23 protein-coding genes and 1 riboswitch are annotated in these 25,506 nt (G+C 43.2%); of the genes, 9 read left to right on the top strand and 14 right to left on the bottom strand.

Annotated features, from left to right (window positions below):
• Positions 1–39: 39 nt before the first annotated feature.
• Positions 40–141, bottom strand: a riboswitch (purine riboswitch).
• 147 nt (positions 142–288) lie between these two features.
• The 7 genes from NSQ83_RS03775 to mneS all read right to left on the bottom strand — a co-directional run bounded on the left by NSQ83_RS03775 (position 289) and on the right by mneS (position 9,700).
• A complete protein-coding gene (locus tag NSQ83_RS03775; RefSeq protein ID WP_198878953.1) occupies positions 289–1,755 on the bottom strand; it encodes a DUF4179 domain-containing protein in 1,467 nt (488 codons plus the stop codon).
• Complete coding sequence (locus NSQ83_RS03770) at positions 1,737–2,270, bottom strand: sigma-70 family RNA polymerase sigma factor (protein ID WP_198878954.1); 534 nt, start codon at positions 2,268–2,270, stop codon at positions 1,737–1,739. Before NSQ83_RS03770 ends, NSQ83_RS03775 begins: the two co-directional genes overlap by 19 nt.
• A 110-nt stretch (positions 2,271–2,380) precedes the next feature.
• Complete coding sequence (gene guaA / locus NSQ83_RS03765) at positions 2,381–3,922, bottom strand: glutamine-hydrolyzing GMP synthase (RefSeq protein ID WP_003233970.1); 1,542 nt, start codon at positions 3,920–3,922, stop codon at positions 2,381–2,383.
• 162 nt (positions 3,923–4,084) lie between these two features.
• Positions 4,085–6,298 (bottom strand): DUF4129 domain-containing transglutaminase family protein, encoded by a 2,214-nt coding sequence (locus tag NSQ83_RS03760; protein ID WP_198878955.1) that lies wholly within the window; start codon positions 6,296–6,298, stop codon positions 4,085–4,087.
• 21 nt (positions 6,299–6,319) lie between these two features.
• The gene (locus NSQ83_RS03755; RefSeq protein WP_198878956.1) at positions 6,320–7,516 is read right to left on the bottom strand and encodes a DUF58 domain-containing protein; all 1,197 of its coding nucleotides are present in this window, start codon (positions 7,514–7,516) and stop codon (positions 6,320–6,322) included.
• The gene (locus tag NSQ83_RS03750; RefSeq protein WP_198878957.1) at positions 7,516–8,478 is read right to left on the bottom strand and encodes a MoxR family ATPase; all 963 of its coding nucleotides are present in this window, start codon (positions 8,476–8,478) and stop codon (positions 7,516–7,518) included. Before NSQ83_RS03750 ends, NSQ83_RS03755 begins: the two co-directional genes overlap by 1 nt.
• Positions 8,479–8,827: 349 nt before the next feature.
• Positions 8,828–9,700: a manganese transporter MneS gene (gene mneS, locus NSQ83_RS03745; RefSeq protein ID WP_043858008.1), complete on the bottom strand. Its 873-nt coding sequence runs from the start codon at positions 9,698–9,700 to the stop codon at positions 8,828–8,830.
• A 73-nt stretch (positions 9,701–9,773) separates the two neighbouring features.
• Between mneS and NSQ83_RS03740 the strand changes: the two genes are divergently transcribed.
• From NSQ83_RS03740 to NSQ83_RS03710, 7 genes are all read left to right on the top strand, one after another.
• Complete coding sequence (locus NSQ83_RS03740; RefSeq protein WP_195727916.1) at positions 9,774–10,061, top strand: hypothetical protein; 288 nt, start codon at positions 9,774–9,776, stop codon at positions 10,059–10,061.
• Positions 10,062–10,098: 37 nt separating this feature from the next.
• A complete protein-coding gene (gene gabP, locus NSQ83_RS03735) occupies positions 10,099–11,508 on the top strand; it encodes a GABA permease (protein WP_003233998.1) in 1,410 nt (469 codons plus the stop codon).
• A gap of 151 nt (positions 11,509–11,659) precedes the next feature.
• The gene (cotA, locus tag NSQ83_RS03730; protein ID WP_014479048.1) at positions 11,660–13,201 is read left to right on the top strand and encodes an outer spore coat copper-dependent laccase CotA; all 1,542 of its coding nucleotides are present in this window, start codon (positions 11,660–11,662) and stop codon (positions 13,199–13,201) included.
• Positions 13,202–13,299: 98 nt separating this feature from the next.
• Positions 13,300–14,289, top strand: coding sequence for a DUF4003 domain-containing protein (locus tag NSQ83_RS03725; protein ID WP_026009853.1), 990 nt, complete (start codon positions 13,300–13,302; stop codon positions 14,287–14,289).
• Positions 14,290–14,301: 12 nt separating this feature from the next.
• Complete coding sequence (locus NSQ83_RS03720) at positions 14,302–15,117, top strand: alpha/beta hydrolase (RefSeq protein WP_003234005.1); 816 nt, start codon at positions 14,302–14,304, stop codon at positions 15,115–15,117.
• Positions 15,118–15,199: 82 nt separating this feature from the next.
• Positions 15,200–15,409, top strand: a complete 210-nt coding sequence (locus NSQ83_RS03715; RefSeq protein ID WP_003234008.1) for a cold-shock protein — start codon at positions 15,200–15,202, stop codon at positions 15,407–15,409.
• Between the two features lie 196 nt (positions 15,410–15,605).
• On the top strand, positions 15,606–15,764 hold the full coding sequence (locus tag NSQ83_RS03710; protein ID WP_003234009.1) for a hypothetical protein: 159 nt from the start codon (positions 15,606–15,608) through the stop codon (positions 15,762–15,764).
• 33 nt (positions 15,765–15,797) lie between these two features.
• Here the strand turns inward: NSQ83_RS03710 and NSQ83_RS03705 are convergent, their stop codons facing one another.
• Entirely contained in the window at positions 15,798–16,844 is a 1,047-nt protein-coding gene (locus NSQ83_RS03705) for a PD40 domain-containing protein (protein WP_198878958.1), read from the bottom strand.
• 65 nt (positions 16,845–16,909) lie between these two features.
• Positions 16,910–17,281: a cell wall metabolism protein WalM gene (gene walM / locus NSQ83_RS03700; RefSeq protein ID WP_003234013.1), complete on the bottom strand. Its 372-nt coding sequence runs from the start codon at positions 17,279–17,281 to the stop codon at positions 16,910–16,912.
• Between the two features lie 436 nt (positions 17,282–17,717).
• Here walM and bdhA point away from each other — a divergent pair, with 436 nt between their 5' ends.
• The gene (gene bdhA, locus NSQ83_RS03695) at positions 17,718–18,758 is read left to right on the top strand and encodes a (R,R)-butanediol dehydrogenase (RefSeq protein WP_003234015.1); all 1,041 of its coding nucleotides are present in this window, start codon (positions 17,718–17,720) and stop codon (positions 18,756–18,758) included.
• A 47-nt stretch (positions 18,759–18,805) separates the two neighbouring features.
• On the opposite strand, the gene iolT is transcribed toward bdhA, so the two are convergent.
• A complete protein-coding gene (iolT, locus tag NSQ83_RS03690) occupies positions 18,806–20,227 on the bottom strand; it encodes a myo-inositol transporter IolT (protein WP_029726584.1) in 1,422 nt (473 codons plus the stop codon).
• Positions 20,228–20,797: 570 nt separating this feature from the next.
• On the opposite strand from iolT, the gene NSQ83_RS03685 reads away from it, so the two are divergent.
• A complete protein-coding gene (locus tag NSQ83_RS03685) occupies positions 20,798–21,823 on the top strand; it encodes a potassium channel family protein (protein WP_198878959.1) in 1,026 nt (341 codons plus the stop codon).
• Between the two features lie 47 nt (positions 21,824–21,870).
• On the opposite strand, the gene NSQ83_RS03680 is transcribed toward NSQ83_RS03685, so the two are convergent.
• From NSQ83_RS03680 to NSQ83_RS03665, 4 genes are all read right to left on the bottom strand, one after another.
• The gene (locus NSQ83_RS03680; RefSeq protein WP_038428509.1) at positions 21,871–22,842 is read right to left on the bottom strand and encodes an SPFH domain-containing protein; all 972 of its coding nucleotides are present in this window, start codon (positions 22,840–22,842) and stop codon (positions 21,871–21,873) included.
• Positions 22,843–22,872: 30 nt separating this feature from the next.
• Positions 22,873–23,637: a YgcG family protein gene (locus NSQ83_RS03675; RefSeq protein ID WP_198878960.1), complete on the bottom strand. Its 765-nt coding sequence runs from the start codon at positions 23,635–23,637 to the stop codon at positions 22,873–22,875.
• Positions 23,637–24,662, bottom strand: coding sequence for a TFIIB-type zinc ribbon-containing protein (locus NSQ83_RS03670; protein WP_041336778.1), 1,026 nt, complete (start codon positions 24,660–24,662; stop codon positions 23,637–23,639). Before NSQ83_RS03670 ends, NSQ83_RS03675 begins: the two co-directional genes overlap by 1 nt.
• A gap of 65 nt (positions 24,663–24,727) precedes the next feature.
• On the bottom strand, positions 24,728–25,411 hold the full coding sequence (locus tag NSQ83_RS03665; RefSeq protein ID WP_198878961.1) for a PspA/IM30 family protein: 684 nt from the start codon (positions 25,409–25,411) through the stop codon (positions 24,728–24,730).
• Between the last annotated feature and the right edge of the window lie 95 nt (positions 25,412–25,506).

Here is a 25,506-nt window from a genome sequence, read left to right as displayed (position 1 = left end):
GATTTCAGTTTGAATAAATAAACGTGTTTTATTTATATCAAACGAAAGAAATGTTTACGTAGTCAAGCCATTTACGGTAGCTTGGTAGAGACTTGCGAGCCATATTCCCGCGATTATACGAATTCATCTTATTTGATTTCTGTGTCTATTGTACCAAGTTCATTTTGAATTGACAATATAAACAACGAACATTACTTATTAAAAAAATTGGTTTATTCGTCTATTGACTAAATTGGTAACAATGATAAAAACCGTATGTATGGCAACATACGGCTTTTCAACTTATGATTATTTTTTTTCGGTAGGCTGACTCACCTGATGCACTGGTACAGTAAACGAGAATGGCTTTAGTTGAATCAGGTCATTTAAAACGCCTTTATCAATATACAGACCGTATTCATTAAACTCAAAATGCTTTAAAGACAGCTTATCAAGATAAGCGTCATCCAGTTCAAAAGTTGATACCATTTCGGCTGTGTCCATATTTTTCACTTTAGTTATACTTCCTTTCAAATAATAACCTTCTTCATAATCACCTACTGGATCAGGCCAAGATTGCATTTTTTTTATATCACCAAGGCCAATCGTTTCACCGATATTCACTAATTTATTTTCGTCCACGCTTGAGGTATCAATTCCAGTGAAATGGTAATGAACCAATACTTTCTTTCCTTTTTGGTTAATGTTATTGATTTCAATCCCTATGTTTTGATGGTTTGTTTCTGAAACATGAAACGGCATCTCTGCATTTAGCGGGACAATTTCACTGCCCTCTGCCTCAGATTTAATATTTGCTATTAATGTTAGCTTTTTTGCCTTTGGATTAATTGGTGATTCTAACTGTGTTTGTCCTTTTGCTCTTACCGTTCTCTCGTTTACTTTTTTGCGGTCTCCAAGTTGGATGTTTGACGCTGTCATCTCATATGTGTTTCCTAAATCATCTTTGACTTCGTTAATTTCAACCGTATCATGCTTTGCTACGCCTTGATAATCGATTGTAAATTGAAGGACAGATCCGAGCTTTCCGTTCTCCACTTGAATATTGGAAAATTGATAATGATTGTTAAGCACTGATACCACTTTTGAGCTTTCTAAATAACTAGCATTCTTTTTGGTAATAGGCAGTTTGAATCTCCAATTTCCCTGTATTTCATTGATATGAGTCATCACAAAAGGCACGGTATCCCCATTTTTTATTTCTGTCCCTTTTGTATAAAGCCTTAATTGACCAGCATATTGTTTGTTATTTAATTTTTTGAGCATTAAGGAATCGTAGTTGATTGAAAAATTATTGTTAAAACTCGCTTTACTCACATTATAACTGAGCTCTTTTTCATCAGACTGGAGGTTATCAACAGTAAAGTTATACACCAGCTGCCCGGCATCGTAATACGAGCTGTTTACCGAAACAGTGATTCCCCTTGACTCAGCTTTTTCATTCAAAGCTGTGACCAGATTGCTTTTAAACAATGATAGACCAACTTTATCTTGAAACTCCTTATAAATTTGGCCGACAATGGGTATGCTCCCCATCGCCTTGTTTACAGAAGGCAGAAAAAGACCGGACGTTAAATACAGTATACCTACCACAGCAGCAATAGCCATTCCATTTGTAATAGTTCGTGCCCATTTAAAACGGCGCCTCGTGTTACTTTCATTTTCAGCACGAACAACAGCTTGATGTATTGCTTTTTTTAGCGCTGTCTTAGGCACTTCAATGTCATCAAATATCTGCTTCATTTGGTGTTTGTCCATTTGTTTTGATCCTCCTTTTCCAGCTCCTGTTTCAATGCTTTTCTCGCTCTATGTAAATGTGTTTTAATTGTGCCTTCTGCCATTCCTGTTTGTTCAGCTATCATTGAAATCGAATAATCTTGAAAATAATAGAGCTGAATTGTTAACTGAACATGTTCATCAAGTGTATCCAGCGCATTGCGCAAGTCTATATATTCTTCAATATTCCTTTGGTCCGTGCCAGTGTCATGATGGCTTTCAAACGGAACTAATTCCCCCTTCTTTTTCTTCATTGCAAAAATTGAATTAATAAGAATTCGGGTGAGCCACGTTAAAAAGTACTTTGGCTCTTTTAGTTTTTCTATACTGATAAAAGCTTTATAAGCTGTTTCCTGTACAGCATCAAGTGCATCTTCTTTATTTCTTAAATAGAGATAAGCGGTTTTATATAAAGTCTCCTGATGTGCCAGCATAAGCTTTTCAAAGGCCCGAGCATTTCCTTTTCTCGCCTTTGTAATCAATCTTTCTTCCTTCACCTTATCCACCTCCTATGTTGTTAGATACGAAAACTGTCGAAACGGTTTCAAAAAGTTAACAAAAAAAACGCCCCTTTTGAAAAAGGGACGTTTTTTTCGTTGTTATTTATTTATTCCCACTCAATCGTCGCAGGCGGCTTACTTGTAATATCGTACACCACGCGGTTAATGTGCTTCACTTCGTTTACGATACGTGTCGAAATGACTTCAAGCACATCCCACGGGATACGCGCCCAGTCTGATGTCATGCCGTCTATTGATGTAACGGCACGGATTCCGATTGTGTAATCATATGTTCTTGCGTCACCCATAACACCAACGCTGCGGATGTCAGGAAGAACAGTGAAGTATTGCCAGATATCACGCTCTAAGCCGTGATTTGCAATTTCTTCACGCAAGATTGCATCTGATTCACGAACGATTTCAAGTTTTTCTTCTGTTACTTCGCCAAGAACGCGGATTCCGAGTCCCGGTCCTGGGAACGGCTGACGCCATACGATTTCATCCGGAATGCCGAGCTCTGTGCCAAGCGCGCGCACTTCGTCTTTGAAGAGCGTATTTAACGGCTCGATCAGCTCAAACTGCATGTCTTCAGGAAGTCCGCCGACATTGTGGTGAGATTTGATCGTTTGCGCCGTTGCTGTACCGCTCTCGATGATATCTGTGTAAAGCGTACCTTGTGCAAGGTAGTCGATGCCTTTGAGCTTGTCCGCTTCATCATCAAACACGTAAATGAATTCATTACCGATGATTTTGCGTTTTTGCTCAGGATCAGAAACGCCTTTTAGTTTGTTTAAGAATCGATCTTTTGCGTCTACTTTAATCACATTCATGTTAAAGCCTTCGCTGAATGTTTTCATAACACCCTCAGCTTCGCCTTTACGGAGAAGACCATGGTCTACAAAGATACAAGTCAGCTGGTCGCCGATCGCTTTATGAATCAAAACAGCAACAACAGAGGAATCAACGCCGCCGCTTAGCGCGCAAAGAACCTGTTTGTCTCCGACCGTTTCACGGATTTTTTGCATTTCGATTTCGATAAAGTTCTCCATTGACCATTCGCCTTCGCATTCGCAAACACCGAATACAAAGTTTTTCAGAAGATCATTGCCGTATTCAGAGTGGCGCACTTCCGGGTGGAACTGAACGCCATACCATTTTTTGTCCGCTTTGCTCATCGCTGAGTTCGGGCAATGATGGCTTGTCGCGTCAACAGTGAAGCCTTCAGGAACTTCTACAACCAAATCGCCGTGGCTCATCCAAACCACTTGTTCGTTTGGAAGATCTTTGAACAAATCAGGTGTGCCTTCGATGCGGATGTTTGCTTTTCCGTATTCACGCTGGCTTGCCGCTTCAACTTTACCGCCAAGGTAATGAGTCATCAGCTGCATGCCGTAGCAAATTCCCAAAACAGGAATATCAAGCTCGAAGATTTTCTCGTCACAGCGGAAAGAGTTTTCATCATACACACTGTTTGGACCGCCGGATAAAATAATTCCTTTTGGATTCATTTTTTTAATTTCTTCAGCCGTCAATGTATGTGGATGCAGCTCGCTGTAAACACCGAATTCACGGATACGGCGTGTAATCAGCTGGTTATACTGACTGCCGAAATCAAGGACAAGAATCATTTCATTCACTAACTTTGTCATGGTTGTCACCTAATCTCCTCTAAGTTTTTTGACACAGAAAAAAACGAGGACAGATATGAAGCTCGCTCCGCCCTCTTTGGCAAGGCCGTTTGCCGGAGTCAGGCCAACTCGCTCCCAGACTCCGATAATATTCACTAATTCTAACAACACGTTGATAAGCGGTCAAGACCATCTTCTTTTAATTAAATTTTCCCATAACTCTCTCGAATCATTCCATAGCGCCGAAGAATCTTCATTTCTGTAAAGCGCCCTTTCATAGCTTAATGTCAGCTTTGACATGTCTTCTATGTCGTATTTTTCATCAATTCGTTTTGCATAATCACGCAGCGTTTCACTGCCTCGTTTCGGCAGCCCTTTTCTCTTCAGTTGTTTCAGAAGCGCGTCATATGCCTCAAAAAACGCGTGCTGATCGCTGCGCCGCTTCAATTTCCTCACGGTGAAAACAGGAATCCATAACGAGCGGAAAACATACAGCAATACAGCTGCCACCAAGAGGACTGCAAGAACCGCAAGCGCTGCATACAAGCCCGCACCGGCATTAGTATGCGAAGCGGACGGCTTTTTAGAAACAGCTGGCTCCCGCTTTTCCTTTTGTTTTTCCTCTTTTTGCGGCTGTTTTTTCTCTTCTTTCTGTTTCTCTTTTGCTTTCTTCGGCGAGCTGCTGTTATCGCTGCCAGAGTCCCTTGTTTCAGAAGATGTAAATTTAGCCGGATTTGTAAACCCTTTAGTCGGCTCAAATGTAACCCAGCCCTGTTCCGGGAAATACACCTCTACCCAGGAATGGGCATTGTTATTTGTCACTTCGTAAATGCTGCCATTTTTGTTCCCTGCTTCTTTGTATTCGCCGGACGTATAACCCTTTACCCAGCGGGCCGGAATGCCGGCCGAGCGCAAGAGCACCACCATGGCGGAAGAAAAGTTATCACAATAACCCATTTTCGTTTCAAAGAGAAATTGATCGACATAATCCTCATCATTCTTCGGAATGGTCACGTTTTCTGTTTCATAGGTGAACGCATTTGACCCTAAATAGTCCTCAACCGCTTTCACCTTATCAAACATATTGTCGTGATCCTGAGTCAGTTTGATCGCAAGGGTTCTCACCCGCTCTGGCAGTGAATCTGGAAGCTGCATGTAGCGATCGCTGAATGTGTACTCCTCACTATTTTTTCTCACTTTTACCTTTCTCAGTTCATCCAGCTTATAAACCGGGGAATTGTACGTTACAGTATAATTCCCCATATTTCTGATTTCACCGGCTTGTTCACTGATCGGAGAAATTTGCTCCGTGTTGCCGTTCATTTCAAGTGAGACAGCCTGCTTTGGCTGAATGGTTTCCGCACCAATCGGATACATCAGATGGTTATACCCGTAGTGCTTATCGACTTTTACACGGACGGTGCGGCGCTCTGTCGCAACCTTATGGTCAAACCACAGATTTTCAACTTTTCCATTGCTAAGCTGATACGACATGCCTGTGTCTGTTTCAATCCAGCCTTTTCCGGTATACGTGTCCTTCGTTTCCACACGGAAATACGTACGCTCTTTTCCCTGCCATGTAAAAACAGGTGTAGCATCCTGCTGGAACGGGCCGCCGAGTGATTCATCATGATTCCCGTATCCGATTTTGCTTTCCCCTGCAGACACGCGGTCTTGATGAGTGATTTTTTTAAGAAAAGGCACCGGATCAGGCCAGGCCGGCTCTGATTTTGGAGCGGCGAGTCCGAATCCCGTTGCAGCCAAAACCAATACAGATAAAGGAAGAAACCATTTCAGGACAGATGTTTTTGGCAGTGTGATTCTTTCCATCAGCTTAATGCGTTCCAAGTATAAAAGGCCCAGCATAAAGAAGCCGATCAGTACGATACGGATGACGGCAAAAGTGGCATCATATGGCGTAAAGGTATCAAGAATCGTAATATACGCTACTGTCATCATAAAGAAAAACAAAATTCTTCTCTGGTAAATCACCCAATAATGCAGGAGATAGACCAGCAGCCACAGCAGCACAAAAAACAGCAGGGTCCGAAATGAAGGAATCATGTCATTCCATTGCCCAGATTGAATCAGCGTGATATTCAGATAGACATCCTGCAAAAAAGAGCTGACCCAGCTCAAGTCGAATATAGATCCTTGATAAAACAGGATGTGTATCGAGATCAATGTAAATATGACACAAAAAGGAACGGTGACAAACCACCTCATCCTGAAAAAAGTCAGCAGAAACGTCAAACCGATAAAGACACTAAAAAAGCCTGTATGTTTCGTTTCAGTAAAACTGTCAAGCGGCCTGAGCCACTCCCACAGCAATAAAAAAGCCAGAAAATAAAATAACAGCAAGCTCAAACGGCTTCCCTTGTGATCATCGTGCGGCATGTGAACCAGTCACCTCTCTTTCTAAACAACACGCGAAACTCGCCCGCCCCTCATGACCCGAACTCTGATTTGGCGTTTCATCATGCGTTCAATCATGACATTTTCAGCTTGAGAGAGCTCAGCATCTTTCTCTTTTGCCAGTATCACCGTAACCCGGCCGCCTCCTATTTCTGCGAGGTGCAGCATATCTTCCGTTAACTGTCCCGTGACAACAACTTGATCAGCTTGGCGAACAGATGGCTTTCCCAGCTCTTCCCGTGCATATCGGCTTATCGGGTCTGCCGCATCACAATGAGCGATGGCTAAATGCCGAAGCATGTGCTTAAAATGCTGATCCCCTTCCTGAATAGGGAAAATGTTTTTTTCCTTCCCGATGGAAGCCAGACCAGCACCCGCGCCGTTTTTTAAAACAGAATGAAGAATCGAAGCTGTCACTGAAACGACCTCTTCGAATGCGTCTGAGGAAAAACGGTCCATCAGCAGAAACAGATTTTTGCTGCGAGAAGGCTCAAATTCCTTCGTCATCAGCTGGCTCCGCCGTGCAGAGGTCTTCCAATCTAACGCAGCAAACCGGTCTCCCGGCTGATAATTCCGCACACTTGCTGCGACTGAGGAATGGTGCTGATGAATAGGAGAAGAACCGCTTACACCGTCTTCCTGATGCCTCTCATTCACCTGATAGGAAAAACGCTGAAAGAATGGATAAACAAACAGGGTGTCATCCAGCTCAAAAAATGCTGTTTTTTCAATCAAGCCAAGAACATCCCCGGTTCGCACCCTGACAGAATGAAAGTGATGCTCTCCGCGCGGTACCCGAGCTAATTCATACGACATCGTCATGCTCCGTTTAAACCAAGGAAAAACGAGCCGTTTGGCCGCGGCTCCGTCTCGATTTAATGACTCGATACCTTCTGGCAGGCAATCTTCAATCACCATATACATCAGGGGGAATGGCAGCTTTCTTCTCAACGTAACCGTTACGCCCAGCCTGTCCCCCGCATGCAATTGTGTTTTATCCATTTGCCTTGAAGCCTGAAAAGAACGGAGCGGATACAAGGCCAACAGCCCGGCATACAAGACAAAAGGGAGAAACGCGTAAAACAAAAACCAGCTGACAAAGCCGCCCTGAAACATCGCATAAGAAAAAACAGCAGCCGTCAATAAAGTTAATATAATCAGCTTCCAACCATATATGAGCCATTGCCATTTCTTATTCATCAGCGGACCGACGACCTTTGAACCGGCACCTTCACAGCTGACATGATCTCCCTTACGATCGCTTCTGCCTGAATCCCTTCAAATTTTGCCTCAGGATGAAGCATCATCCGGTGCGGCAGCGTGAAAGGAGCTAAATATTGAATATCATCCGGTATGACGTAGTCGCGATGATGCAGCAGCGCGTATGCCTGTGCCGCTTTCATGAGGGCGATTGAGCCGCGCGGACTGACGCCTAATTGAACAGAAGGATGCTGTCTCGTTTTCTGCACAATTTCAACGATATATTCCTTAATGCTGTCATCAGCACGGACATTCTGCACTTCCCGCTGTAAACGGATGAAGTCTTCTTTTGCAATAACCGACTCAAGCGTCTCAATCGGATGGCTTTTTTCCTGAAGAGATAAGACGTCAAGCTCTTCATTAAAGGACGGATAACCCATCCGAAGTTTGAATAAAAAACGGTCAAGCTGAGCTTCCGGCAAAGGATAGGTCCCTTCATATTCGACCGGGTTTTGCGTTGCCATCACAAAAAAAGGAGCGGCAAGCTGCATCGTATGGCCATCTACCGTGACGCTTCCCTCTTCCATCGCTTCGAGCAAAGCCGACTGTGTCTTCGGAGAGGTACGGTTGATTTCATCGGCCAGCACGATATTTCCCATAATTGGGCCGGGACGATATTCAAATTCCATCGTTTTCGCATTATAGATAGATACCCCTGTTACATCAGATGGCAGCAAATCCGGAGTGAATTGGATTCTTTTGAAATCAGCGCCGATTGACTTTGCCAGCACGCGGACCATCATCGTTTTTCCGACTCCGGGTACATCCTCAAGCAGCACATGCCCTTTGGCAAGAAGGGCTGCTAAGCTGAGTATGGCGATGTCTCGTTTTCCAACCATTACTCTATTAATATGTTCAACTGCTTTCCCCAGCAAAGGATGCAGGTCTTCTTGATATGCCATTCTTTTCCTCCTAGTCATCTACAAAATTCATCATAATGTAACCTAACTTTACCACAAAAAGCAATCTGTATAAAAAAACGATTCAAGCAAATTGTTTCCAATAAAGCAGGGCAAATCACGCAAAAAAGCTTCCTGTGACAGGAAGCTCCAGATTGTTGACAAAATCCTAAAATGGCTTTCATTTTAGGGTTTTGTCATCTTTTCAGCGTGATTGAAAACCCTTGAAGTCTAGGAAGGACGAGCATAGGAGCGGAGCGAATGTTCTAATTCGTGAGCACCGAAGCGCAGACCTGACAACGAATGCGAGGGTTTGTCGACACGCTGAAGCTTCCTGTGACAGGAAGCTCCATTATTTTTGTTCTAAAGGCTCCATATGAACATGCGAATAATCAATCGCATGCTCCTCCTTCATTCTCCGCTCAATTTCATTGGCTATATCGTGGCTTTCCGTAATATTTAAATCTGCCGATACCTCAACCACCACATCAACATGAACCGTACTGCCCAAGTATCTTGCTTTTATGTCTTTTAAACGGCTCACACCGGAGATTTTTTCGATTGTCTGTTTATAAGCGGAAATGTCCTTTGTGTCGAATCCATCTGTCAAAGAGTGAGATGATTCTTTAAAAATATCCCATGCGGTCTTGCAAATAAGCAGGCCGATCACAAACGCAGTGACCGTATCAATCCAAGCAAGATGGAATTGAGCAGCCACAATGCCGATAAATGTGCCGATACTGACGAATGCGTCTGATTTATTATCAGCAGCCGCAGCAAGGAGCGCCTGGCTCTTCACCTTTTTGGCCAGCCTTTTATTGTACCGATAAACGATCAGCATCAGGACTGCCCCGCCCGCTGCCGTCCAAGCCGCAATCATATCCGGCGTCTCTTGTTTAGCAGAAAAAATAGATTCTCCGGCGCTGAACAGCACTTGCAGGCCGACAACCATCATAATAAACGATGCGATAAGCGATGCAATCGTTTCCGCTCGAAAGTGGCCGTATGGATGATCTTCGTCAGGAGGCTTTTGAGAGATGCGCAGGCCAATCAGCACAGCAACAGAAGCAATAATGTCAGTTGTATTATTTAACCCGTCTGCCGTAAGTGCTTCCGAGTGAAAAAGATAACCGATGATCAGCTTAATTGCGGAAAGAACTAGATACGCGGCAATGCTGACCAGCGCTCCGGATTCTCCCTTTTTCAGTTCATCATATCTCTCCATACAAAACCTCCTCCCCGCTCACATTTTCCTATTATTATCTTACAAAGCTGATCCGCAGTGGGTCTACAGAAACATGATTCACCCGCCACAGAAAAATAGTGACGAAGGAACACTTTTTCTCTCATCCAATTTATTTGCTCCGCCAAGAATCCCATCAGATCCAATGACACCAGCGCTTCTCGCATTCTATCGAATTGTAAATAGTACACAAAATTACACAGCGAATAAAAAACGAAACATTTTTTCCACACATTCGCTGAAAGCGCAAACAAAACACTACAAATTTGAAATAAGCTGGTATATTTTCTTACACGAATTTTCGACAAACTGTATATTTATGATAGAGTTTCAATTATCATAATATTCAGTAATGATTGCATTTTAAAAGGAGGTAACTTATGAACCAGTCTCAATCAGGATTAAAAAAGGAATTAAAGACCCGCCATATGACAATGATTTCGATTGCCGGTGTAATCGGAGCCGGCCTATTTGTAGGCAGCGGTTCAGTGATTCACTCGACCGGTCCGGGTGCCGTTGTTTCTTACGCGTTAGCCGGATTATTGGTGATTTTTATTATGAGAATGCTCGGTGAGATGTCTGCCGTAAACCCGACGAGCGGATCGTTTTCTCAATACGCTCACGACGCCATCGGACCGTGGGCAGGATTTACAATCGGCTGGCTGTACTGGTTTTTCTGGGTGATCGTCATCGCGATCGAAGCCATTGCCGGTGCCGGCATTATTCAATACTGGTTCCATGATATTCCGCTGTGGCTGACAAGTTTGATCTTGACCATTGTGCTCACCCTGACAAACGTCTACTCTGTTAAGTCTTTCGGTGAGTTTGAATATTGGTTCTCCCTCATTAAAGTTGTGACTATCATTGCTTTTCTAATCGTTGGTTTTGCCTTTATTTTTGGCTTTGCACCGGGCAGTGAGCCAGTCGGTTTTTCGAATCTTACAGGCAAAGGCGGATTTTTCCCGGAGGGCATCAGCTCCGTATTGCTCGGCATTGTCGTTGTCATCTTCTCTTTTATGGGAACTGAAATCGTTGCCATTGCAGCAGGGGAAACATCCAACCCGATCGAATCTGTGACAAAAGCCACCAGATCCGTTGTATGGCGCATCATCGTCTTTTACGTAGGCTCAATCGCCATTGTCGTGGCGCTTTTGCCATGGAATTCAGCAAATATTTTAGAAAGCCCTTTCGTCGCTGTACTTGAGCATATAGGAGTGCCGGCAGCCGCACAGATTATGAACTTTATCGTCCTCACAGCTGTACTCTCTTGCCTGAATTCAGGTTTGTACACCACATCCAGAATGCTGTATTCTCTTGCAGAAAGAAACGAAGCGCCGCGCCGTTTTATGAAATTGAGCAAAAAAGGCGTTCCCGTACAAGCCATTGTGGCCGGGACATTTTTCTCTTATATCGCGGTCGTAATGAACTATTTTTCACCGGATACCGTCTTTTTATTCTTAGTCAACTCATCAGGCGCAATCGCTTTACTCGTCTATCTTGTCATCGCCGTTTCCCAGCTGAAAATGCGGAAAAAACTCGAAAAAACAAACCCGGAAGCATTGAAGATCAAAATGTGGCTCTTCCCTTTCCTAACCTACTTGACCATCATCGCCATTTGCGGAATTTTAGTGTCCATGGCGTTTATTGATTCCATGAGAGACGAGCTGCTGCTGACAGGCGTCATTACGGGAATCGTTTTGATTTCTTACCTTGTGTTCAGAAAACGCAAGGTGAGCGAGAAAGCGGCTGCCAACCCAGTCACACAGCAGCAACCCGATATCCTGCCTTAATGCTGATCAAATCCTAAACGGACTGCCGTTTAGGATTTTGTTATTTTCTTTCTCGGGCAGTCTGCAACACGAAGATTTTTTGTAACCATCACGTCCTTATTGTCATTAACTATAGTACCAATTTGGAAAATTTAGATAAGGACAGATGAAAATGACACTTGAAAAATTTGTGGATGCTCTCCCAATCCCAGATACACTAAAGCCAGTACAGCAATCAAAAGAAAAAACATACTACGAAGTCACCATGGAGGAATGCACTCATCAGCTCCATCGCGATCTCCCTCCAACCCGCCTGTGGGGCTACAACGGCTTATTTCCGGGACCGACCATTGAGGTTAAAAGAAATGAAAACGTATATGTAAAATGGATGAATAACCTTCCTTCCACGCATTTCCTTCCGATTGATCATACCATTCATCACAGTGACAGCCAGCATGAAGAGCCCGAGGTAAAGACTGTTGTTCATTTACACGGCGGCGTCACGCCAGATGATAGTGACGGGTATCCGGAGGCTTGGTTTTCCAAAGACTTTGAACAAACAGGACCTTATTTCAAAAGAGAGGTTTATCATTATCCGAACCAGCAGCGCGGGGCTATATTGTGGTATCACGATCACGCCATGGCGCTCACCAGGCTAAATGTCTATGCCGGACTTGTCGGTGCTTATATCATTCATGACCCAAAGGAAAAACGCTTAAAACTGCCTTCAGACGAATACGATGTGCCGCTTCTTATCACAGACCGCACGATCAATGAGGATGGTTCTTTGTTTTATCCGAGCGCACCGGAAAACCCTTCTCCGTCACTGCCTAATCCTTCAATCGTTCCGGCTTTTTGCGGAGAAACCATACTCGTCAACGGGAAGGTATGGCCATACTTGGAAGTCGAGCCAAGGAAATACCGATTCCGTGTCATCAACGCCTCCAATACAAGAACCTATAACCTGTCACTCGATAATGGCGGAGAGTTTATTCAGATTGGTTCAGATGGAGGGCTCCTGCCGCGATCTGTTAAACTGAATTCTTTCAGCCTTGCGCCTGCTGAACGTTATGATATCATCATTGACTTCACAGCATATGAAGGAGAATCAATCATTTTGGCAAACAGCGCGGGCTGCGGCGGTGACGTCAATCCTGAAACAGATGCGAATATCATGCAATTCAGAGTCACAAAACCATTGGCACAAAAAGACGAAAGCAGAAAGCCGAAGTACCTCGCCTCATACCCTTCGGTACAGCATGAAAGAATACAAAACATCAGAACGTTAAAACTGGCAGGCACCCAGGACGAATACGGCAGACCCGTCCTTCTGCTTAATAACAAACGCTGGCACGATCCCGTCACAGAAGCACCAAAAGTGGGCACAACTGAAATATGGTCCATTATCAACCCGACACGCGGAACACATCCGATTCACCTGCATCTAGTCTCCTTCCGTGTATTAGACCGTCGGCCGTTTGATATCGCCCGTTATCAAGAAAGCGGGGAATTGTCCTATACCGGTCCGGCTGTCCCGCCGCCGCCAAGTGAAAAGGGCTGGAAAGACACCATTCAAGCGCATGCAGGTGAAGTCCTGAGAATCGCGGCGACATTCGGTCCGTACAGCGGACGATACGTATGGCATTGCCATATTCTAGAGCATGAAGACTATGACATGATGAGACCGATGGATATAACTGATCCCCATAAATAACCCGACAAACTTGCCTCTAGCAGGCAAGTTTTTTCTTTGTGAAACCTTTGGCCCTATTTATCGTATTACGTAAAAACAGCAAAAAGGAGCTGCTTTTTATGCTGACACACGACCTACATGAAAAAATAAAGCAATACATTTCCATTTATGCTGAATTAAAATCAAAATTAAAATGGAAAGTTTCACACGATCAGATATTAATGCTCATTTCTTCTGCATATATTGTGAATAAAAGAGAGTTTGATTTTCAGCGCTTTTATGATTTGAGCAGCTATATCAAATCAAACATCGGCAGCTTCTCAACACTCAATTCACACCACCGCTTTACTGTTGCATCTATTCTGGACATTCATTTTCAGCATAAGGCAAAACAAACATTTCATACTTTTATCGATGTATACAATGAAATGGTGAAGCTAGGATATAAGCGGGATATGTTCACATACCTTTCCGCTCTGATCTTGCTCACCGGCAAATCTGAAACGACAAACCAAAAAGAACAGATGAACATGGGGCTAGCAGTTTATCAGCAGATGAAGAAAAATCATTATTTCCTCACTTCAACTCAGAATGTTCCGCTTGCCATACTGCTTGGAGAAAACGAAAAAGGTTTGCAGGCGCTACAGAAGGCGGAAACATGCTATCAGCTGCTGGCAGCCAACGGCTTTAAAAAAGGACAGTACTTACATCAGGTCAGCCATATTCTGGCCTTGCAAAGTGAAAAAGAGCCCGAAATGCTTGTTTCCGCTTGCAAACAGATATATCAATCGATCACTGAATCTGTCAAAAAACCAAAGGATTATCATTATCCAGACCTTGCTCTCCTCACATTTCTGGAAGAGCCAGATATCAAAACGGTTTTGTGCATCACTGACGAATTAAACCAGGAAAAAGCTTTTAAATGGCAAAAGGAAATGAACTTTAAAATTGCTGTCAGCCTCTATCTCAGTGAGCATATGGAGAAAAATCTGCTGATGGAATCAGGACTATACACCGCTATCGAAACAGCCATTCAAGCGCAGCAGGCAGCCGCGACAGCTGTCATCATCAGCTCAACAGCAGCCAGCCATACTCATGATGGAAACTAAAGGAGGAGAAACATGCCATACATCACATTAGAAGATCAGACACGCCTTTACTATGAAACACACGGGAACGGGACGCCGATCCTGTTTATACATGGGGTGCTGATGAGCGGACAATTTTTCCACAAACAATTTTCGGCGCTTTCTGCCAATTATCAATGTATTCGTCTTGATCTTAGAGGACACGGCGAATCTGACAAAGTGCTTCACGGCCACACCATTTCCCAATATGCCCGTGACATAAGGGAATTTCTAAATGCAATGGAGCTTGACCATGTCGTTCTTGCCGGCTGGTCAATGGGCGCTTTTGTCGTATGGGATTATCTCAATCAATTTGGGAATGATAATATTCAAGCCGCTGTGATCATCGATCAATCCGCTTCCGACTATCAATGGGAGGGCTGGGAACACGGTCCATTTGATTTTGACGGCTTAAAAACAGCGATGCACGCCATTCAAACTGACCCGCTGCCTTTCTACGAAAGCTTCATCCAAAATATGTTCGCAGAACCGCCTGCCGAGACCGAAACAGAATGGATGCTGGCAGAAATCCTCAAACAGCCGGCTGCCATTTCTAGCACGATTTTATTTAACCAAACCGCCGCTGATTACCGGGGCACCCTCCAAAACATCAATGTGCCGACATTGTTGTGCTTCGGGGAAGACAAGAAATTTTTCTCTACAGCAGCTGGGGAACACTTGCGCAGCAATATTCCGAACGCAACACTCGTTACCTTTTCTAAAAGCAGCCATTGCCCGTTTTTAGAAGAGCCAGATGCTTTTAACAGCACACTCCTCTCCTTTTTAGATGGGGTTATTGGAAAGTCATAAAGAAAAAGGAATTAGGAGATTAGGGAAAAGTATGAGACAATAGGAAATGTGCAGTAAAATACATGAGGGAAGAAGTGACTTTATGTCTTACTATAACAAACGAAATCAAGAACCGCTGCCAAAAGAAGATGTGAGTACTTGGGAATGCACAAAAGAAGACTGTAATGGCTGGACCCGAAAAAACTTCGCCAGCAGTGATACGCCATTGTGCCCTTTGTGCGGAAGTAAAATGGTCGACGGCATCCGTTCATTAGTGAATCTCCAAAACAACAGCCAAACGAAAACAAGCTAGTTCTTCCCTATAACAAATGCAGACTCCTGCAAGCAATAAGCAAACAAACCCCGAACGGAGACAAAATTCTATATTTCAGAATAAAAACCTCTCATTGCAAGAGGCCAAATACGAAGAAAGAAGCCCAAAACTGTAAACGTTTAGGGCTTTTTCGTCTGTTTTAATGGTGTAATATGGATATAAGAGGAGCGATAACGTGATCCCAAACCAGCAGCAAAAAGACTTGAAAAAAAGAGCTGCGTTCAAAAAGCTGGATGTTGCAATGAACTTCTATGTTGAACTTCTGTTTTTGTCGGTCCCTCTGATTCATATCTTTAAATGGCTCGGATCATTAGCCCTGCACCTCATCCATTAAAAAAGCCACTCAGCTCATGCCGAGTGGTTTTTATTAGTTAATCACAGAAAAGCTGTTGATGATGCCGTTTGGATTTTCCCATACTTTTTTGAAGGTCTTATTTTCAAGGCTATAGGAATAAATCGTCCGCACCTTAGCTTCACGCCCTGTTTCGTCCTTCAGCTTTTTAGCCCCCTTAGCTTCGGCAAGAAAATAAATGTTCTTTCCATCCTTAGAGAACTGAGGCTGTGCGTCAATTAACAGCTTAAATGATTTTTGATTTGAGATGATGCTTTCATACTTTTTCGTATCCGCATTGAGCATCTGAATAGAAGCGGTTTGCTCCGTTCCTTTCTGCGTATATGATGTGAATAAAATACGTTTATCATCATCAGAAACAGCAATATCGCTGATAAATTGGTTCAGGCTTTTCAGCTCATTAAATTTATGTTGACGGCCTTCCGCAAAATGAATCGTTGTCGGTTCAGGGTCGATGCCCTTTTCGTTTGCTTCATCTGTTTTCTTGTAGTCTTCTTCTACAGAATAATGAAGCAATGCAAATGAATCGTTTTTTTGGTTATAAAAGAAGCTGCTGACGGTGTTATCCTGATCATTAGCGGCAGGATAAAGATTTTTGTACTTTTTCGTTTTCAGATCAAAAGCGGCGATCCGAAAATTGCTTTCGTCCGCTTTTCCTAAGCGGAAATAGATGGTTGAACGGTCCTTTGATAAAAACAAACTGTCCGCACTCTCCGCGCCTTTATAAAGCACCGTCTTTTTATTAGACTTTAGATCCAGTTTAAAAAGCCTCATTTCATTCTGTTCATTATTGCCCGTATAATAGAGCACCTGCTGTTTTTGATCCAAGGCAAATGCCGGATAGCTGGTCAGCTTCTCCTCATGGATCACCTTGTCATTTTCATAATACTTTGTCAGCAGATCCGTATCTGTAATTGAAACCAGCAGCTCATCACCGCTATCGGTATTGACTGAAACATCAGCAGCCTTCTCATGGCCTTTATCCTTTGCAACATAAAACGCAACCCCCGCGGCAGCTGCCGCTATTATCACTGCTAACAATAATATGATTCTTTTTTTCATCTTTTATCTCCACCAATAGAAAAAGCAAGAATGTGACTTCTTGCTTTCCAGATTATATATGTACATTAATAGCTGTAATGCCCCGCTACTTTACCTTTGCTTAATGGGTATCCAAGCGCTTTAAACGCTTTAGGGCTAACATCCAGCACTGCATTAGGCATTCTGCCAACATCATTTTTATAAACCGTAATCACCTTTTTAGGCTTTGCTTTTGCATAAGCTCTGATTTTTGTCCCGTTTCTAGGAACATCAAATCCGATTTTGGTCGCACAATCCCAATGTCCAAGTTTCTTACCTGAAGAGCCTTTTTTCCCGACTCCATTATACCAAGTAATATTTCCGTTCACATGTTTCGCACTGGCATCTGATGAAAAACTAAAAGCTCCCAAAGTACTTCCTACTAAGATAAAAGCGGCTAAAATGACTTTCTTCAACATTTCGTCCCCCTGTTTGTTAACATCTAGGAAGATTATACACGATCAACCAGCTATTTTTTATTTCAATATCCTTACAGTAATGTTACAAAGTCAAAAAGTTGCCTCTGCTAAATTAAACCATGGAAGATTATCCTATTATAATAGCGGTATTAGCGTTATAATTATTGATAGAGTAGTTGTCGCATTCAATATGAACGAACCATTACCGTATTGTTCAAACCAAATTCATAGCTATGTAAACAATTGATACTCTCATATAAAGAAAAAAGAGTGTGCGAGACCCTTTTTTCTTTAAAGTTTCTTTTTTCAAAAAAACGTAGATTATATTATATAAAAATTTCATTTCTTTTTTGGTTTTAAAAATGGCGATTTTGTGAACAGTTCATATTGACCGGTGCGGAATTACTCACATCAAAAGTTATAGGAGTGGTAATCCATGAAGGCAGCAAGATGGCATAACCAAAAGGATATCCGTATTGAACATATCGAAGAGCCAAAAACGGAGCCGGGAAAAGTAAAGATCAAAGTCAAATGGTGCGGCATCTGCGGAAGTGATTTACACGAATATCTGGGCGGCCCGATCTTTATTCCGGTTGACAAACCGCACCCATTAACAAATGAAACGGCACCTGTCACAATGGGGCATGAATTCTCCGGTGAAGTTGTCGAAGTCGGAGAAGGCGTTGAAAATTATAAAGTTGGAGACCGCGTTGTAGTCGAGCCGATTTTTGCTACACACGGCCACCAAGGCGCCTACAACCTTGATGAACAAATGGGATTCCTCGGCTTAGCCGGCGGAGGCGGCGGTTTCTCTGAATACGTCTCTGTGGATGAAGAGCTTTTGTTCAAACTTCCTGATGAATTATCATATGAACAAGGCGCGCTCGTTGAACCTTCTGCAGTTGCTCTATACGCTGTCCGCTCAAGCAAACTCAAAGCAGGCGACAAAGCGGCTGTATTCGGCTGCGGCCCGATCGGACTTCTTGTCATTGAAGCGCTGAAGGCTGCCGGTGCAACTGATATTTACGCTGTTGAGCTTTCTCCTGAACGCCAGCAAAAAGCTGAGGAGCTTGGCGCGATCATCGTTGATCCGTCTAAAACAGACGATGTAGTCGCTGAGATTGCAGAACGTACAGGAGGCGGTGTTGACGTAGCATTCGAAGTCACTGGTGTCCCAGTGGTGTTACGACAAGCCATCCAGTCCACTACAATTGCCGGTGAAACCGTCATCGTCAGCATTTGGGAAAAAGGTGCTGAAATCCATCCGAACGATATCGTAATCAAAGAACGTACAGTAAAAGGAATTATCGGATACCGCGACATCTTCCCGGCTGTATTGTCATTAATGAAAGAAGGCTATTTCTCAGCCGACAAACTCGTAACGAAAAAAATCGTACTAGATGATTTGATCGAGGAAGGCTTCGGGGCTCTTATTAAAGAGAAAAGCCAAGTCAAAATCCTTGTCAGACCTAACTAATTTGAAACCAAAAAGAATCCGCACTCGGGTGCGGATTCTTTTTTTAATTATCCAATCACTTCAGCCCCAGAATCCTTCTTTGCCCCGCCGTGATCATAAGCGCGGAAGTTTTCCTCCAGCTGCTCAAGCGAAAGACCTTTCGTTTCCGGTAAAAACTTCTTCACAAACAGGACAGAGCAAATTCCTAATCCAACGAAGATAAAGAACGTTGTGGACAGCCCGATAGCTGCCAGCAATATCGGAAACGTGAAACTGACTGCAAAATTCACCATCCACAGACAGAATACCGTAACACCCATTCCCAGTCCGCGAAGGCGAAGCGGGAAAATTTCAGATAGCATCAGCCAAGTCACTGGTGAAATGGCGCCCTGCTGAAAAGCAAGAAATGTGACCGTTAATGACAGGACTACATACGGAAGTGCCGGTGATCCTTCAAGTACAAGTGAGAATATCCCGATTAGCAATAATGCTGTTGTCGTACCGATCAAGCCTGTCATCAGCATCGGCCGGCGCCCCACTCTTCCCAGCAGCCAGATTCCAACGAATGTTGCCAATACCGAAATCACGCCATTCGCAATATTTCCGATTAAAGCGGCTTCCGTTTGGAAACCGGAATTTCTTAGAATTTCAGTCCCATAATACATAATCGAATTCACACCTGTAATTTGCTGTACAATCGCAATCCCTAATCCAATAAACACAATACGGCGAACCCATGGGACTGAAAGATCTTTAAACGTCGCTTTTTCAAGCTGATCTTCTTTTTTGAAAGCAAATTCAATTTCTTGCAGCTCAGCTGCTGCCCGTTTTTCGTCCCTGATTTTTTTCAATACACGCAAAGCATCTTCTTTTCTTCCTTTAGAAACAAGCCAACGGGGACTCTCGGGCATTCTGATCATGCCGAAAAACAGGAACACGGCTGGAAGTGACGCAATGACCAGCATAAACCTCCACACATGGGAGTTGTCTCCCATTGTTGTTCCAAGGATCGCATTAAAAACAAAGGCCAAAAGCTGTCCTGATACAATCATCAATTCGTTCTGCGTCACCATCCGTCCCCTGCTTTCCACAGGAGACATCTCTGCTAAATAGGCAGGCACCGTTACGGATGCACCCCCGACCGCAATACCAAGCACAAAACGGGAAATAATCATGACCGTAACATTTGGAGCAAACGTACACCCGATCGTTGAAATAAAAAATATAACAGCGAGGAACAAAATATTTTTGCGGCGGCCGTTAAAATCAGACATCCTGCCGCCAAACACAGCACCCAGTGCCGCTCCAAAAAGAAGTGAACTGGTGACAAGGCCTTCTGTGAAGGCATTGAGATTAAGCTGATCCGGCTCTCCCATATACGGCAAAGCTCCATTGAGCACACCGGTATCATAGCCAAAAAGAAGCCCGCCGAAAGTGGAGACTAAAATAATTGTACGTAAAAATGACATTTGATTGCCTTGTTTATTCATACTGTTTCCCCCAGTCTTTTTCAAAATGCGTATGTCAAAAACTTATTCCAGGGCTGCTGCCTTCCTCACATTTCGTAAGCAGGCTTCAGAAAATAGTTGTTCATGTTTTTATCCAATAACCTCATAACCTTCCCTTCTTCTTAGCATGTCAATCCTGATGGAAGCGATTTCATTTCTCATTAAAAGAACAATGGTCATTTCTTTGTGCATAACCTCGTTCATTGGTATTTATTAGTCACTTAATAGTTCAATTATAGTGATGTTATAGTGACATTTTTGTTATATCTGATATTATCATAATTATAAAAACGCTTTCAGTCAATATAAATTTCTGAAAATTTTTTACTCTATAAAAGGAAAATCACCAATTCAAGGGGAAAATGAACGTTTTTCTTCATAAAAATGTGTGAATCAAGTCAAAAATCCTGTGATTTTCTGTTCATATCGATAAATGAGTAAGTTTTGGGTAACTTCATCTAAAATCAAACATTCGTTCAATTGTTTCAGACTTAGGATAAAAGGAAATAGAGAAGAAAATAAAAGAAGGCTGACTTAAGGGAGGCAACCAAAATGAATGAGGGTTATATCATTGCAGGCCTTTTATTATTGACAGCAGGGATGATTGATTTTTTATGGACCACGTTATGGTTAGAGAGCGGTGCAGGCCCGATCACAAGATGCCTGTCTGCCTGGCTGTGGAAGGGCTGCCGCAAAATCAGCGGTGACCACGCAAAGGTTCTAAGTATAGCTGGTCCTCTGCTGTTATGCCTGACGTTAGTGATATGGATTAGTCTATTTTGGGGCGGGTGGTTTTTGATTTACTCAAGTGACCCTCAATCACTTATGGAAACTCAATCAAAAGAACCGGCTTCCTGGCCAGACCGAATTTATTTTGCCGGCTATGTCATGTTTACATTAGGAAATGGCGACCTCGCTCCGAACGGAGGCCTATGGAAGCTTGTCACGATTATTGAAACAGCTCAAGGACTGCTTACCATCACGTTTTCTGTCACGTATTTGATTTCCGTCTTGAGTGCGGTTAATCAAAAACGCTCCTTTGCCCAAAGTGTATTAAGTCTAGGACATGACGGAACAGAAATCGTCCATAATGCATGGAATGGCAAAGATTTTCACGACATTGATTTTCTTCTTGTCGCTGCCTCATCAGAACTGGGAAAGCTGACCGCTCAGCATAACGCCTTCCCCATCCTTCATTTTTACCACAGCACGCAGCATCAGGAATCATCCATTATAGCTGTTGCTGTATTGGATGAGGCTCTAACCATTTTCAAATACGGAATTCCTGAACAATATCAGCCGAATCAGCTTCACATCAAAGAAGCGCGCTCAAGTATCAAAAACTACCTGGATACCGTTCATACTGCCTATATCCATCCTGCAGAACAAGCGCCGCCGGAACCAGACATCTCAAAGCTTCAACAATCAGGCATACCGGCTTTATCAAAGCAAACATTTCAAATTGCCGTCAATTCAATAAAGGAACGTCGTCAATTGCTGCTGGGAATTATCCAAGCGGGTGCTCGAAAATGGCCTGTTCAGGAGCAAGCAATAGGTAACGCTTATTCTCCTAAATAAAAAAGTCCCGAGTGTCTGATCACTCCGGACTTTTCACTGTATGATTCTTATACAAGCTTCTGGCCGCAATTCGGACAAAAATTGGCTTCGCCCGTTTTTGTTCCGCAATTTGGACAGAAATTCGGTTTGCTTCCGCTGCCAGTTGACTGTGGGCCTGATGACTGTGCCTGCTGATTCTGATTCATTTGGCTCATCATCTGATTGGCCATATTCATTCCCATCATCATTCCAGCCATATCCGAAGCCGCTCCGCCTCCGCTCATCTTTCCGGATGCCATTCCATCCGTCATTGATATTTGCTGGTATCTGTTCACATCCCCAACCATACCGTAGGAAGCGTTCTTTGTAATCATATCTTGAACCTCTTGAGGATAATTAAAGCTCATGATTTGAAAACCAGTGACCGTCATCCCGTCGCTTATTAATTGCATATCTAAGTCCTCTTGAATTCCCTTGGCAATATCAAAAGCGTTTGCTTGAAGATTAAACATATCTTTCCCTTCTCTTGTGATCCACTTCATGAGAAGCTGATCCAGAATAGAAATGATACGGGTTTTAATATCCTCTACAAAATATTGATCTTTCACGCCAGCGATTTTATCAATCAGGCTGATATAGTCCTGCACCTTGAAATTAAATGTGCCGTTTGCGCGAATGGGCATCCCGCCTGGCATTCCCGCTGCCGGAATATTTATCGCCTGTTTTGTTCCCCATCTTACGGTAAATTCCTTCGTATTGACAAACAGCACCTCAGCTCGCATGCCGCTGTTAAAGCCAAACTTAAAGCCCTTTAACGTTGAAAGGAATGGAATAATTTCTGATTCAATATCATAATCACCATCATCTTGAAAGACTCCTTCAACCCGCCCATTGTTCAAAAAGACAGCATCCTGTCCGGGACGAATGATTAAACGGCTCCCTTTTTTGATTTCACGATTGTTCCATTTATAAAAAATCATATCATCTCTAAATTCTTCCCACTCTACTACATTCGCTAATTGATTTCTGAAAAACGACATTACGCCTCTCCCTTTCTCTATTTCTTACATTTAAAAACTGCCCCGGCTCCCACTGTATGACGTGCCGCCTTTCGTAACACCGCCATCGCTGCCGCTGTCTTTATCTGATGGTTTTCTTTCTCTTGTTACAGTCGTTCTAATATAAGTGTCGTATTGATCAATCACATCAGACGTACGCTGATCCATATATGTATTTCCATTAACCGTTACTTTGCCGCCTGCATGATAAAGCATGATTGAAACCGCAATTCCCCCGACTGCGATGGCAGCAATCAGCTGAAACCACCATGTAAAGAATATGTTGTCGGGGTTTACTCCCGGTTTTATGCCCATATCTTTATAGGAAAGCTGAATATATGTCTCAAAAGCTTTAAAATAATTTTCATTGGATAAATCAGATGAAATCGTATTTCTGATGCTATTGAGCCTGCTGTTGTCCAAATACTGTTCGGCTTTTTTGAAGCCTGCGATAAACACTTCTCTGTTTGTCATATCAATGGTCAGAATGGCTGTACTGCCTTTTCCGTAACGATCATAAAAATCGCCGGTATAGTCAGCAATATCTTCACCGTTTGTGCTTTTGGTCGTAATAATGATGAAATCAGTGTCCCTCTTTGCACCCAGCTCTGCCGAGAGAGATTCAAGTTTTCCGATCTCCGCTTTTGACAATAGATGAGCGCGATCGTACACATGCTGCTGCGATTCAGAAGCTCTTGCCGCTTCGATCCCCAGTAAAGGCATCATGACGAAGACAGCCAGCACACCAAAGATCGCTTTCCCTAAAAATCCCCGCATCAAAATCCGCCTCCCATCATCAATGAGACGAGCTTCAACGCAAGAAATGTCCCGCCTGCTATTCCGCTAAACCATGCTGCCACTTTTCCTCGACTGATCGGCGGCTTTCCAACAACCTTTCCTGTTTGCCCGTTCATCGCAAAGATATGCTCTGCTCTTTCATAATCGTAACTGACCATCCAAACGGGAAGCAAAACGTAAAAGCTGTTCACGTTTTTCGTGTGAATATGTTTGTCCCTCACATTGACTGACGTATATCCGGAAAAAGTAGAATGGATGTATGAATCTATATAACTGCTTATTTTCTCTTTTGCCCTTGGAAAAAGCTCCTCATCGGTATAATTGTACTTTTCCGCAATATAACCGGCCAAATATGCCGTTTGAAAGTCCTTCAGCTCTTCGTATGAATAAGGCTCCAATTTGTCCATTAATTCGTCTTTCATTTTTTCAGAGGCATCGACAGGGATTTTCAAATAATCGAGATTGATATCACGAAACGCTTCAAAGTGCTCTGTTTCCGTGCAAATATAATCCCCTTCTTCATATTGATGGACTCTGGTACAGTTTGCTCTCACCTGTACTTCACTATTTAAATCAAACATCCAAAACGGAATATACATGCCGGTGATGCTTTTAATGCGATCGGCAGACATGAAACCTCTTGGTGTCAGAAGGCCTTTTTTGCACCACTTTCGAAATGCCTGCTCGGCTTCTTGCTTGCTGATTGTAAATGGGATGACTTTCGCCGGTGCCAAATGTCCCGATAAACGATCTGCAAGTATTGCAGCACCCCCGCAGAAGCTGCACGTCGTTGCTGTCGTTTCAGCTTCCGTGATCAAAACGGCACCGCAGTTTTCACATTGATATTCTTTTGCTTCATCATCAGAAAACCGTGCCGCAATGTTTTCTTTCGGAAGGCTTTCAATATTGTCCTGTCTTCCGCAGCTGCCGCAGGATAACGAGCCGGTTTCACTGTCAAATGCCATATCACTGCCGCAGTTCGGACACTTATAAGATATTATCATTACCGTTCCCTCTCACATCTTATGATAAAATGACGCCGCAGCCGAAAGCTGCGGCCTCCTATGTATTACTTATCGAGCATCATTTTCGCTTTTAACGCCGCAAGTTCATCATCAACCTGGCTTGAACCGCCAGTGTCATACTTTGCAGTCAGATCAGCCATATCATCCTGCGGAGCGCTGTTCAGTTCAGCCATTGCATTGGCCTGATCAAGTGCCTTATTTACTTTGTCCTCCATTCGGCCGAATGCAGACATTGATTGGCTTGTACTTGAAGCAGAAGCGTCCAGTTTGTTCATTCTTTCTTGCGTTTTCGCTACTGTCCACTTCGCCTTGATCATATTTTTACGTGCTTCCAGCTCTCCAATGTCAGATACCAATTTGTCATGCATCTTTCTCATCTGTGCGGCATTGGTTGCAGCAATTTGATTCGCCGCCTGCAGCTCAGAAAGCTTTGACTCCAAAGATGTTTTTCTTTCAATAAATTTTCTCGCATCGCTCTCATTCCCGGCTTGCAGCGCCTTCATTGCATAGCTTTCCATCTTTTCCATATCCGCCTGGCATTCGTGATATTCTCTTTTTGCTCTCTGCTCCTCAGCCATAACAGCTGCTGTTTCTGCCTTAACCTTAGCCAAATCGCTATTCATATTTCTTAAATATTGATCTACCATTTTCTCCGGATTTTCAGCCTTGTCCAATAAAGCATTGATATTCGCAGACATAATATCTTTAAATCTTCCAATTATACTCATTATATCGTTCCTCCTAAAGCTAATTCGGTAACCCTTGTTACATATACTATTTATTATCGTTAAAAGTTTCACTTTTTTAATAAAAAATGACATTT

The sequence above is a fragment of the Bacillus sp. PS217 genome (genome assembly GCF_037963535.1).
Classification (GTDB): domain Bacteria; phylum Bacillota; class Bacilli; order Bacillales; family Bacillaceae; genus Bacillus; species Bacillus subtilis.
This window is presented reverse-complemented; position numbering and strand designations above follow the sequence as displayed.